Origin of the sequence: Corynebacterium sp. UMB4614, assembly GCF_030217065.1 — a bacterium.
In the GTDB taxonomy this organism is placed as follows: Bacteria; Actinomycetota; Actinomycetes; order Mycobacteriales; family Mycobacteriaceae; genus Corynebacterium.
Map to the genome: position 1 here is coordinate 1 of NZ_JASONC010000021.1, position 12,452 is coordinate 12,452.

Consider the following 12,452-nt stretch of genomic DNA (forward strand, 5'->3'; position numbering starts at 1 on the left):
CCTTATTTAAGCCCGTTTTATGCGGCCTGACCAGCAGATAGGCTGAAAATCAGACACACTTTTTGCTACTTAACCCGCCTTGAGCTTCAACGTGTACCTGTCCGGCGAGATCCACACCGACTGGCGCGAAGAGATCCAGCGCGGCGCGGAGGCCGCCGGGCTCGACGTCGTCTTCACCGCGCCGGTGACCGATCACCCTGCCAGCGACGCCGCCGGCGACCACCTCGGAGAAGCACCCGCGGGCTTTTGGCGCGATCACCAGTCCTCGAAGGTCAACTCCATCCGCACCCGCACCCTGATCGAGAAGGCCGACATGGTCGTCGTCCGCTTCGGGGATCAGTACAAGCAGTGGAACGCCGCCTTCGACGCGGGCTACTGCGCGGCACTGGACAAGCCTTATGTCACGCTGCATGGCGAGGACATCGTCCACCCGCTCAAGGAAGTCGATGCCGCCGCGCAGGCGTGGTGCACCACCACCGACCAGGTCGTGGAGATCCTGCGTTACGTGCTCGAAGCCTAAGAGGCACTCCGGAGCTGCGCTCACCCTCTAAGCAGGCAGCCGCAGCGTCACGGCGAGCCCACCTTCAGCCCGCGGAGTCAGTTCCACCGAACCGCCGTGGGCCTTAGCAATTGCGTCGACGATCGCCAGCCCCAGGCCCTGACCGGCCCCCGAGGTCCGCTGCGCCCGGGCGAAGGGCTCCACCCACGTGCGAACCTCCGCCGCGTCCAGCTGCGGCCCACCTGACTCCACGGTGATCTCCGCGTTCCGACCCACCTGTGCCACCGTCACGGACGGATCCTCGCCGTGGGTGAGCCCGTTGCGCACCATGTTCTCCACCGCCTGACGCACCAGGGTGGGGGAGGCGGCCACCGTGAGCGCTTCCGCCGCCACCGGCACGCTCTGCCCACGACCGATATCACGGCATAGCGCGGCCAAATCCAGCTCCTGGCGATCCCGGACGTCCACGTTCGCCAGCTGTAGCAACGAAGCCACGGTATCGGCGGCCCGTGCATTGACCTCGCGCACCCGCCCCAAGGTGTCCCGCAGCACCTGCTCATCGCCACTGGCCAGGGCCACATCAGCCATCGTCTGGATCGTCGCGATCGGAGTCTTCAGCTCGTGGGAGGCGTTCGACGCGAAGCGGCGTTGCCGCTCGAGGGCATCCGCCAGCTCGTCGAGCATCGCGTTCAGCGCATCCGCCAACTCGCCCACCTCGTCATCAGGGCCCTGGTGGCTGATGCGGGCACTCAAGTCACCCCGGGTGACGGTCGCGGCGTCGTGCGCAAAATCCCGAAGCGGCTTAATCACGAGCCCAGCCACGAACCAACCGATCACCCCAGCGACCGCGGTGAGCAGCGCCAATACGGTCAGGGAGACCACCAGCACGCGGCGCAGAACCTCATCGGCAATCGGCACCGCCCCATCGATGACCAGCCCCTCATCCGGGGTTGGGATCTGGGCCATGAAAGGCACCGGCGTGAGCTTCAAATAGGCGTACACCAGGCCAATCAGCGCCAACCCCACGCCCAGGACGGTGCCTAAGAACATCACGGTGATCCGTGCCCGCAAGCTCAACTTCATCGCGGCACCTCCGCCACGTAGTAACCGGCGCCTGCCACGGTATGCACGATCCGCGGCTCGCCCAGCTTCTTGCGCAGATGGGAGACCGTTACGCGCGGGGAATTCGTGAAGGGATCGGCATTCTCGTCCCACGCCTCCGCGAGCAGATCCTCGGCGGAAATCACCCCACCGGCTGCCTCCATGAGGACCTCCAGCACGGCAAACTCCTTCGGGCTCAAGGGCACCGCCACTCCACCCCGGGTGACCTCGCGGCGGAAGGTGTCCAGCCGCACGTCGCCGCACCGGTAGACCTCGCCGCGCACCGGCAGGTTGCGCTTGGCTAGCGCATTGACCCGCGCGATGAGCTCCGGGACCTCGAAGGGCTTGGGCAGGTAATCATCCGCTCCGAGGTCGAACCCAGCCAGGCGGTCGTCGAGCGCCCCCGAGGCGGTCAGCATGATGACCCTCGTCGCCGGGTGGGTATCGACCACCCAGCGGCAGATGTCGTCGCCGTGGATGCCTGGAAGGTCGCGGTCCAGGACGACGACGTCGGGCCGGGTATCGTCGATCGATGAGCGCGCGGTGGCACCGTCGTAGACAGCAGTGGCCTGCATGTTTGCGCTGTTCAGTGCGGTGCAAATGGCGTCGGCGAGGTAGCTTTCGTCGTCGACGACGAGAACGTGGATTGTCATGGCATCGATCGTAACGGCACGGGTGTTGTGCCCGCGTTAACGTCCCCGCAACATCGGCCTGCGTACCGTCCCAGCTATGCAGAACCGAAACGTTGGTATCGACGTCGCGCGCGCCGTTGCGCTCGTCGGCATGATGGTCGCCCACCTGACCTACCTGGATGGCGTGGCTGTCCAGGTGTTCTACGGCTTCCCGGCAGCACTCTTCGCTTTCATTTCCGGGGTGTCGATGGGTTACATGCGGGCGCGCCCCGCGCAACTCATCGTGCGTGGACTATGCCTGATTGCTCTGCACTTCACGCTCGCCCCGTTCACCGGGCAGGTGTTCGTGGTGCTCGGAACCATCGGACTCTGCATGGCGTTGCTCGCCTGGGCGCCGCGCTGGAGCTCGCCCGTCCTCCTGTGGCTGGCCTGCGTGCTGACCTTTGGATCGGCGGTGCTGGCGTCCACCGCGACGGTGCTTATTCCCGCTTTCTGGCCCTACTCGCCGTTGACGTGGGGAGCGCTGATGATCGCCGGGATGCTCTTCCGGCGGCACATGCTCAGCCCGAAGCTGCTCTGGCTCGGCCTCGTTGTCGGCCTGGGGCTCTTCGCCGTGGACCTCGCGCTTCGCTGGTACACCATGCTGCCTGAGTTTTTCGACGTCGGCGGCCATACCGGTGGACTGGGCGACATCATCGGAAGCATCGGGGCGTCGGTGGGCATCTGCTCGTTGTGCTGCCTGCTGCAGCGCTGGATCGGCTGGCTCGCACCGCTGGGCCGTATGCCGCTCACGATCTACTGCATCCACGTGCTCACGGCGGATCGGCTGGCACCGGAGTGGTTCGGCTTCTGGATCAGCTTGGGCGGCGCCATCCTCATCTCTTATGCGTGGCTCGCGGTGTGTGACCGTGGGCCGCTGGAAACTCTGCTTCGCCGCATCACCGCGGTGTTTGGAAAGGATAAAAATGAAGAAGTTCGCAGCTAGCGTGGCCGCCGGGGTGGTCGCAGCAGGAGCACTCGCCATCGCACCAGCCGGTGCCATGGAGAGCAAGACCTTCGCCGGGGACACCGAAGAGGCAAAGCCGGTCGTCTCCGTCCGCGTTGATGATTCTGACCCTGAAGAGGGCGTGTGCACCGGCACCGCCATCGACCCCCACTGGGTGATCACCGCCCGCCACTGCATCGACGCAGCCGCCAAGCCGGGCGGTTCGGTGCGCATCGGCCAGGGCGACGACCAGCGGGTGTACAAGGTGGACCGTCACGAGGCCGCCCCACGCGGGGACATCGCCCTGCTCCACACTGAGCAGGAGATCAACCTGGAGACCTTCGCTGAGGTCGCGGATGAGGTGCCCACCGGGGACGTCAACATTTACGGCTGGTCTTCCGATGGCTCCGGTGGTTCCACCAAGCTGCCGTCCGCCAAGGCAAAGGTCCGCGGTGACTCGCCGCTCGCGCTCTACGAGGCTCCGAAGGCCCTCGACGTTGCCCTGAAGGACGGTGCGCGCATCCAGCCGGGCGACTCCGGTGGTGCGATCTTTGCTGACGGCAAGGTTGCCGGCATCATGTCCGCAGGTCTGTTCGAGGACCCGGAGAACCCGACGGAGGAGGAGATGAAGTCGAACGCTGCTGTCTCTGTCGCACCAGTGGCAGAGCAGGCCGACTGGATCCGCGGGATCATCGGCGGCGGTGATGCGAAGAGCGGCGACCAGAAGGAAGATTCCAGCGAACCTGCAGCCGCGGCGTCCTCGGAGGACTCCGGAAACACGGCCCGCAACGTCGGCATCGGCGCAGGCGTCGTCGTCCTTGTTGCGGCTGGCGCCTGGCTGCTGCTGCGCCGCCGCGAGTCCTAAGACCTGCCTACCGGCCTGCCTTTTCACCCGGCGGGCCTGCATGATCGCGCCTACACTTGAGGTATAGCCGTTTAACCGCGGAAATACGTTGGCTCAGCCGAAGCCGGCTAAACCGAAAAATCTCAAGGACAAGGAGTAGACATGGCAGAGACACGCGATCAGGGACCGAAGCCGTTCGTCGTCGATATCGAGAAGGAAACCCTCGATAACGAGACTTTCCGCACCGCGCTGTGGACCGGGGAACAGTTCCAGGTCACCGTGATGAGCATCCCGGTGGGCGGGGACGTCGGACACGAGGTTCACACCAAGGAGGACCAGTTCCTGCGCCTCGAGTCCGGCCGCGGCCGCGTCGAGATGGGCCCGTCCAAGGATGAGGTGACCTTCACCGAGGAGGTCTCCGCCGACTGGGCAGTCATCGTTCCGAAGGGGACCTGGCACAACATCATCAACATTGGTGATGAGCCGATGAAGCTCTACAGCATCTACGCACCGCCGCACCACGCGCATGGCACCGTCCACCAGACCCAGGCGGACGACGTCGACTAGAAAGCACGCTTCGCGCTCAAGACAAAGCGCCCGGCCTACCGGTCGGGCGCTTTTGCCGTCTTGTTATCGTGAACCTTCCCTTCCCGTTCTTTTCCAGGGCCTGTTTCGAGCCCTTTTTAGACGCCAATCCCCACCGAAAGGACCCCGTGAGCAGCACTGAATCCGAAAGACTCATCACCGTCAGCGCCACCGTGATCCAGGACCCCCAGGGCCGGGTGCTCTGTGTGCGCAAGGAGGGCTCGCCCTACTTCCAGCTGCCCGGCGGCAAGCCGGAAGCCGGGGAGTCCAGTGCGCAGGCTGCCACGCGGGAGGCCGCCGAGGAGATCGGGGTGGAGCTCAAGGAGGAAGACCTGAGCTTCCTAGGCATCTTCAGCGCGCAGGCTGCCAACGAGGAGGGTTTTAAGGTGCGCAGCACCGTGTACACCCACCCGTACAACGAGGCGCTGGGGCAGGTGGCCGGTGGCCAAGCAGAGATCGCGGAGACCCGGTGGCTGGACATCACCACACCCGAGGAGCTGGATGAACAGCTCGCCCCGCTGCTGGCCCAGCGCATCGGGCCTGCGCTGAAGCGCAGGATCAATTCGCTGACCGTGTTCACCGGTGCGAAGACCGGCATGGGGGAGAAGTACGTGGCACAGGCCCGCGAGTTCGGCCAGCAGCTGGCGGACCGCGACATCACCTTGGTCTACGGCGGCGGCCACGTCGGGCTGATGGGGGAGATCGCCGACGGCGTCCTAGAAAACGGCGGGCATGTGGTCGGCGTGATGCCGCGGCACCTGGTGGATGAGGAGATCGCTCACCCCGGGCTTTCCGCGCTGCTGGTGGTGGACTCCATGGCCGAGCGCAAGCAAGTAATGACCGACCTGGCAGACGGCTTCGTCGCGCTACCGGGTGGGGTGGGCACCCTCGACGAGGTCTTCGAGGTGTGGAGCGGCCTCCAGCTAGGCACCCACGGCAAGCCAGTGGCGTTGTGTAACTCCCGGTTCTGGCAGCCGCTGGTCACGGGGCTGGCCGCGATGGCCGGCGAGGGCTTCATCCGCGCGGCGGATTTTGATTCGCTGATCCTCACCGAGGGCGCGGCCGAGACCTTGGAGCGCTTCGAAGGCTGGCAGCCGCCGCGCCCACGCTGGTCCTAGCTCTGCTTCGGCGCGTACGCTGCAGCGCCCGTGGTCTGATCCGCAGCGGAGTTCTCCTTGGCGCGGTGCTGCTCGTCGATCTGCTCGAGCTTGTCGAGCATCTCCTGGTGCTGGGCAGCCTCCGGGGAGTCCTCGTATTCGCCCTCGTGCTGCTGCTCCAGCTCATCCTGCAGCTTCTCACGGAAGCGCTCATTCTCCGGCGCGGTACCGCGGATCAGTGTTGCGATGCGGCGCAGGTCGCGGGTCGAGGCCTTGGCCGGAGCCGTGGCGAACTTCCAGATGCGGGAGCGGGCCTTGCCCTCTGCCTCGATGCGGCTGGCCGTCTTGAAGCGCCACAGGATCAACGCGCCCACGATGACCATGCCGATCCAGCCCAGGATCGGGAAGACGATGTTGACCAGGTCGCCGAAGCCCACGAAGCTCACGCCGAAGCCGACCAGCACACCCAGCAGGTACACCGGGCGGTAGGCCTCCGGCTTCTTGGCGGTCAGGCGGCGTCCCAGGGCATAGAACATGCCCAGCGCTGTGTTGAAAACCATGAACACTACGACCACGCTGGCGAAGTGGCTGAACCACGGTGTGATGTGCGTCGTCAGTGCGAGGATCGGGACGTCGGAGCCGAGGACCAGTGGGGCGGCCAGCAGCAGCATGATGACCTCGATGACCACCATGGTGCTGTAGATCAGCCCACCCAGCAGGCCACCGCGGATCGCGTTCTGCATGTTGGCGCTATCGCCACCGATGACCAGGATCATGCTGATGCCGGTGGCTAGCGTCATGCCCGTGTAGTTCAGGGCGGAGAGCCACCATGGCCGCACTGGGGACTCGTTTTGTGCTCCGATGGCAGCCAGCTCCGTGAAAGAGCCGTCCGGTTTATTCAGCAGCACCCACACGAAGACGATGAGGATCACCACGACGATCAGCGGCGTCGCTCCGCCGATGATCGTCGAGACGCGGTCCACGTCTAACAAACCCACCAGGGCGATGATGATCGTCAGGCTCAGGGCGCCGATCCAGGGCTGAATGCCCCATTGCTGCTCGACGACGGCCCCGGCGCCGGCGATCATGATGAAGCCAATCGCGAATTGGGTGACGGTCGCTCCCGCATCCATCACCTTGGAGATGATCGGGTGCGAGATGCGGTTGAATACGGAGGAGTGCTCCTCGGCGAGGAAGAAACTTCCCGCCGTCATCGCCACGATCGCGGCACCGGCGGTGGTGATGGCTGCGACGAGCACACCCCACACACCCATCGTGCCGAAGCTGACGAAGTACTGGGTAACTTCCTTGCCGGTTGCGAAGCCAGCGCCGACCAGTAGCCCGACGAGCGCCAACCCAATTTTGATGCTTCTCATTCTTAACTTTTCCCTTGAAGGTGCTTCCCGCTACTTCCGGAAGTTCACATCCGGAAGGAGCTCTAGCGCCTTCGCCCGGGCGAAACCATAAACCTGGGAGGGTTCGATTTCGCCCGGCACCGACACCTCGTCGGGGTTGGTGAGAACTTCGACCAGGTAGGGCTTGGGGGAGTGCACCGCAGTGCGCAGGGCTTCGGCCAGTTCCTCTGGCTCGGAGACCTGCACCGCCTCCAGGCCCATGGCACGGCCAAGTTCAGCGAAGTCTGGATTATCCAAATCAGTACCGTACTCCGGAAGGCCGACCTGTTCCATTTCCAGCTTCACCATGCCGAGTTTCGTGTTGTTGAAAACCACGACGGTGATAGGCAAATCGTAGGTCACCGCGGTGCGCAGATCGCCCGCCAACATCATGAGCCCACCATCGCCGGCCATGGCCACGACCTGGCGATCCGGGTACTCTGCCTGCGCGCCCAGCGCCATCGGCAAGGCGTTGGCCATCGAACCCAAGTTATAGGAGCCGATCAGGCGCCGGGTGCCACGCATCGGCAGCAGCCGGGAGGGCCACACCGTCGACATTCCGGTATCCGAGGTGAAGATCGCATCGTCGGCGCAGACCTCGTCCAGCGCGGTGGCCACACCCTCCGGGCGGATCCGCTTGCTGGGGTTATCGCCCAGCGAACGCAGTTTGCCGAGCAGCGTTTCATCGAAGTGCGGGTTAGCGAGCTTCTTCTGCCCGTCCAGCCAGCGCTCGTAGCGCTTACGCAGCCCTTCTGCCCAGTCCTTCGCATCCTTTTCGACGCCGGCGCTGCGCAGCGCGCCGATCAGCAGGCGGAGGCTTTCGGTGGCGTCACCGACCAGGGCGACGTCGATCTGGGCGCGGCGACCGATGTGGCTGGCGTTGATATCCAGCTGGATCATCTGCTTGCCGGAGGGGATCCACTCCCGGTAGGGGAAGTCCGTGCCGATCATGAAGATCGTGTCGGATTCCTCCATGGCCTTAATCGCCGCCGGGTTACCAATCAGCCCTGATTGACCCAACTGCCACGGGTTCTCATCCTCCAGGAACTCCTTGCCCTTAAGTGTCAGCACCATCGGGGAGTCCAAGATCTCTGCCAGCTCCAGTAGCTCCTCACGGGAGTTCTGCGCCCCGCGGCCGACCAGCAGCGAGACCTTCTCCGCCGACTGCAACGCGTTGACTGCCTCGCCGATCCGATCAGCCGACGGGGTAGACCCCGTGGGCTTTGGCGCGAAGCGTGGGATGGTGGCCTCCTTGGGCAGAGTCAGGCCGCCCACATCGGCGGGAATGCTCAACACTGCCACGCCGCTCTGCGCGATCGCGGCGTTCACGGCCTGCTCGAAAAGGTAGGGCATCTGCTCGGCGGTGGTGACCGTCGCGGTGAAGACGGAGACGTCGTCGAAGAGGCGGTCGTTGTTGACCTCCTGGAAGAAGTTCGTCCCGATGGAGGCCTGCGGGACCTGGCCCACGATGGCCAGCACCGGCGCGTGGGACTTCTGAGCATCATAAAGCCCGTTGAGCAGGTGGATCGCGCCGGGGCCGACGGTGCCCATGACCACCCCGAGTTCACCGGTGAGCTGTGCCTGCGCAGAGGCCGCGAAGGCGCCGGCCTCCTCGTGACGCACACCGATCCAGTCAATGCGATCCTCGCGCCGGATCGCGTCCGTGATGGGGTTGAGGGCATCACCCACCACGCCCCAGACCTTGGAGACCCCGTGCTCGGCCAGGGCCGTAACCATCATTTCGCCAACTGTCATAGCCATGGTTTCAATCGCTCCTTGAATTCAGACCTAAGTTTCTGTGTTTCTTATAGGGGCAGTTGCGGCTGGTTGCCGGTCCGGGGCGACCAGCCACAGTGGTGCCCTTTGAGTCCCACTGTAACGGCCGGGTCAGAAGCCTGCAGAGCGTGCGCAGCGCCCCAGCATGGGGAGCAGGCGAAGAATTGGCGATGCGACTAGCGCTGTGCGGAACCTTCGAGATTGGCCACTGGCGCCTGTAGCGCCCTCAGCGCGTACAGGATCGCTGCTAGGTCCACGACTTCCTGGAGCAGTGCACCCGCAACCGCCGGAATGTAGCCGAAGGCGGCCACCAACATCAGACCCACCGACAGCGCGATACCAATGATGATTGCGGTCTTAGCAGTCCGCAGCGTGTGCCGAGCGATCGCGATCGCCTCGGCCAGGGGAGCGAGGCTGTTCTTCAGGATGACGGCGTCCGCGGCCTCGCCAGCCGCCGTCGTTCCCCGCACACCGAGGGCGACCCCGACGTCTGCGGCGGCGAGCACCGGAGCGTCATTGATGCCGTCGCCGACCATCATCGTCGGGTGGGGAGCGAGGTTGCCCGCCAGCTCCACCTTGTCCTTCGGCAGCAGCCCCGCGTGGACCTCGTTGATTCCCAGTTTTTCGGCCACGGCCTGTGCCGTGGGCTTTGCGTCCCCGGTGAGCATTGCGAACTTGTCCACCCCCTGGCTGCGCAGCCAGCGAATCAATGCGCTCGCTTCCGGGCGCACCTGGTCTGCCAGGTGCAGTGCTCCTGCGAATCGGCCATCAATCGCGACATAGGCCACCGTCTCCCCGGAGAGCACCTCTGCGGCCTGTGCCGCCGGGTCGATCTGTTGGATGAAGCTCAACTTGCCGACCCGCACCTGGTGCCGACCGACCTCGGCAGCCACACCATTCGTGGCGATTTCTTCGAAATCCGTGGCCACCAGGTCGATGATCCGCTGGTACTGCGAGTCCGCGGCCACGCGGCCCGCCCGCAGCCGAAGGGCGCCCTGGCCAGCCAGGGAACCAGACATCAGCTTGTCGCCGGCGGCCTTATCCACGCTGAGGGGCTCGCCGGTCAGTGCGGACTCGTCCACGCTGGCATGCTCGGAGAGCAGCGTGCCATCCACTGGGATCTGCTCGGAGGGGCGAACCAAGATGGAGTCCCCGACCGCGATCTCCGCCACGGCGATCTCCTCGATCTCGTCGGAGTCCGCCGAAATCAGACGAAGGGCGTATTGCGGGGCGCGGTTCAGAAGAGTCGTGAGGTTGCGCTCCGCGCGGGCTTGAGCGGAGTCCTCCAAGGCCTCGCCCCCGGTGATCATGATGACGATGATCAGGCCCGCAACATACTCTCCCACCAGCAAGGTGGCTGTCATCGACACCACGGCGAGGATATCCAGGCCGGTGTGCCCGCGCAGGAGGTCGCGGATCATGTCCGCACCCACCCAGAGGATCACCGCCACGATGAAGATTGAGGCGAGCCACTGTGCGGCGACTGGCTGCTCCATCAGCCGGAGCGCACCCGTCGTGGCCAGGACGACCAGCGCGAGGTAGACCAGCCAGTAGCGTTGGAGATTTTTAAGCATACACACATATTCGCCTATTAATGTGTGCCTTGTCAGCAAGGATAGCCTATCTGAACTGCCGTTATGCCGGTTCACTGAAAGCTGAGACTTGGAGTTTAGTCCTAATTCATACCGTGATCCCTGCACAGCGGGGCTAGTCCCGCAGAAACTCCAACCACCGGGGGAGTTCGCGCATCGTCTGCTGCATCCCCAACGCGTAGTTGCGCCGCAGCGCGCGAACCTTGCGCTCGGTACTGGTGACCATCATGTTCTCCGGGTAGAAGATCATGGCCTTACCCTGGCGTTCCAGCTCGGTCATCTGCTCCCGCACCGCGTTATAGCGCTCGTGCCTCGTCAGCGCCGCCTCCGCCACCGCCGGGTACTTGCGGTTGAACAGCCGCACCAACTGCGGTGAGTTCATCGCCGGGCGGGTGTAGTTGCGGGGCTTCGTCGCCAGAATGAGGAATTTATCGAAGCCGGCTTCGATCGCGTTCGGCAGCACGAGGCCACCCGTGTCGCCCAGCGCACCGTCCACGTAGGGAACCCCGTCGACGAAGGCCGTTGGCATCAGGGCGGGGATCGTGGAACTGGCTCGCACCTGCCGCATCAGGTCCGCGTCGTCTTTCTGATCACCGCGACCCCAGGAGACCGTCTCTCCCGTGTCGGCCCGCAACGCGCTGATCGAAAAGGGGGTGTCGTCCGCGAAGAAGGTTTCGAAATTGAAGGGGATGGATGCATTCGGCAGCGCGGCCTGCTCGTAGATGAAGTCCGAGTTGAAATAGCCGTTGCCCCGGATGAAGGAAGACATCCCGCCCGCCGCGGGGTGGGCAGGCAGGGTGATGAAGCTCTCGCGGGCACGCAGCCGGTCGCCGGAGAGGAAGTTCACGGTGTGCGAGGCGCCCGCGCTCACCCCGCCGACCCAGCCGAACTTCACCCCATGGGCGAGCAGCTGATCGATGCAGGCCGCGGTGTAACTATTGCGCATACCACCGCCCTCCAGAACGAGGGCAACGTTTCTTGCATCCAGCATGTTTTCCCTACTTCTTCTTTATCGACGTCGCGATCGCCCTGCACCCAACGACGATGCCAAGCACGATGAACCCGGCGACCAGCCCAAATCCGAGGCTACACAGGGTTTCCGCGAGCCAGGAGGCGAAACCACCCCAACCGGCCACTGCGTCGCTGGCTGCCGCGGCGACCTCGTGTGGCCAATGCCAGCCCAGCTCGTCGAAGCCGGAGAGCAGGATGTGGCCGCCCACCCACAGCATCGCGAAGGTGCCGATCACCGCGATGGTGTTCAGGACCTTCGGCATCGCCGTGACCAAGCCCCGGCCGAAACGGGCGACCGCGGGCTTGTTGGTGGCGATGAGCCGCAACCCGATATCGTCGATCTTCACCAGCAGGCCCACGAAGCCGTAGACACCGAGCGTGATCGCCAAGGCGACGACGATGAGGATGAGGGTGCGGTTTAAGAACGGCTCGGTGGCCACCTCGTTCAGCGAGATGACCATGATCTCCGCCGAGAGGATGAAGTCCGTGAGGGTGGCCTGCTTGACCAGCGCGTCCTCCTCGACGACCTCTTCGCTCTCGGCGTCGTGATGCGCGACGATTCCGAGCTTCTCGGCGACCTTTTCCGCCCCCTCAAAGGAGAGGTAGAACCCGCCCACCATCAACAGGGGCATCAGCGCCCACGGGGCGAGCCAGCTCAGCAGCAGCGCGAGCGGCAGGATGATCACGAGCTTGTTGAATAGCGAGCCGCGCCCGATGCGGAAGATGATCGGCAGCTCCCGGGCAGGGGTCACGCCCTGAACGAACTTTGGGGTCACCGCGGCGTCGTCGACAACCACGCCCGCCGCCTTCGCGCTCGTGCGCCCGGCGGCCGCAGCGACGTCATCCACCGTGGCCGCTGCCTTTTTCGCGATCAGCGCGACGTCATCCAAGAGGGCGGCGAGTCCACCTGCCATAGTCCGGTTGTTGCCTTTCGGT

General features: G+C 64.7%; 12 protein-coding genes. 5 read left to right on the top strand and 7 right to left on the bottom strand.

From position 1 onward, the window contains the following. Positions 1–79 precede the first annotated feature (79 nt). Positions 80–520, top strand: a complete 441-nt coding sequence (locus tag QP413_RS08485; protein WP_070757479.1) for a YtoQ family protein — start codon at positions 80–82, stop codon at positions 518–520. Positions 521–547: 27 nt separating this feature from the next. Here the strand turns inward: QP413_RS08485 and QP413_RS08490 are convergent, their stop codons facing one another. Next, positions 548–1,582, bottom strand: coding sequence for a HAMP domain-containing sensor histidine kinase (locus tag QP413_RS08490; protein WP_284781442.1), 1,035 nt, complete (start codon positions 1,580–1,582; stop codon positions 548–550). After that, positions 1,579–2,247: a response regulator transcription factor gene (locus QP413_RS08495; RefSeq protein WP_336620851.1), complete on the bottom strand. Its 669-nt coding sequence runs from the start codon at positions 2,245–2,247 to the stop codon at positions 1,579–1,581. Before QP413_RS08495 ends, QP413_RS08490 begins: the two co-directional genes overlap by 4 nt. Before the next feature lie 82 nt (positions 2,248–2,329). Here QP413_RS08495 and QP413_RS08500 point away from each other — a divergent pair, with 82 nt between their 5' ends. From QP413_RS08500 to QP413_RS08515, 4 genes are all read left to right on the top strand, one after another. Next, positions 2,330–3,217: a DUF418 domain-containing protein gene (locus QP413_RS08500; protein ID WP_284781444.1), complete on the top strand. Its 888-nt coding sequence runs from the start codon at positions 2,330–2,332 to the stop codon at positions 3,215–3,217. Beyond that, positions 3,198–4,082, top strand: a complete 885-nt coding sequence (locus QP413_RS08505) for a trypsin-like serine protease (protein ID WP_284781445.1) — start codon at positions 3,198–3,200, stop codon at positions 4,080–4,082. The genes QP413_RS08500 and QP413_RS08505 overlap by 20 nt, the downstream gene beginning before the upstream one ends. A gap of 141 nt (positions 4,083–4,223) precedes the next feature. Further along, entirely contained in the window at positions 4,224–4,628 is a 405-nt protein-coding gene (locus QP413_RS08510) for a cupin domain-containing protein (RefSeq protein ID WP_012359897.1), read from the top strand. Positions 4,629–4,774: 146 nt separating this feature from the next. Beyond that, on the top strand, positions 4,775–5,764 hold the full coding sequence (locus QP413_RS08515; RefSeq protein ID WP_284781446.1) for a TIGR00730 family Rossman fold protein: 990 nt from the start codon (positions 4,775–4,777) through the stop codon (positions 5,762–5,764). Here the strand turns inward: QP413_RS08515 and QP413_RS08520 are convergent. From QP413_RS08520 to QP413_RS08540, 5 genes are all read right to left on the bottom strand, one after another. Beyond that, a complete protein-coding gene (locus tag QP413_RS08520; protein WP_284781447.1) occupies positions 5,761–7,119 on the bottom strand; it encodes a hypothetical protein in 1,359 nt (452 codons plus the stop codon). The genes QP413_RS08515 and QP413_RS08520 overlap by 4 nt on opposite strands. A 30-nt stretch (positions 7,120–7,149) precedes the next feature. Next, positions 7,150–8,898 (bottom strand): thiamine pyrophosphate-dependent enzyme, encoded by a 1,749-nt coding sequence (locus QP413_RS08525; protein ID WP_284781448.1) that lies wholly within the window; start codon positions 8,896–8,898, stop codon positions 7,150–7,152. A 191-nt stretch (positions 8,899–9,089) separates the two neighbouring features. Beyond that, entirely contained in the window at positions 9,090–10,487 is a 1,398-nt protein-coding gene (locus QP413_RS08530) for an HAD-IC family P-type ATPase (RefSeq protein WP_284781449.1), read from the bottom strand. A 133-nt stretch (positions 10,488–10,620) separates the two neighbouring features. Beyond that, on the bottom strand, positions 10,621–11,496 hold the full coding sequence (locus QP413_RS08535) for a patatin family protein (protein ID WP_148820451.1): 876 nt from the start codon (positions 11,494–11,496) through the stop codon (positions 10,621–10,623). Between the two features lie 7 nt (positions 11,497–11,503). Beyond that, positions 11,504–12,430: a DUF808 domain-containing protein gene (locus tag QP413_RS08540; protein WP_284781450.1), complete on the bottom strand. Its 927-nt coding sequence runs from the start codon at positions 12,428–12,430 to the stop codon at positions 11,504–11,506. Between the last annotated feature and the right edge of the window lie 22 nt (positions 12,431–12,452).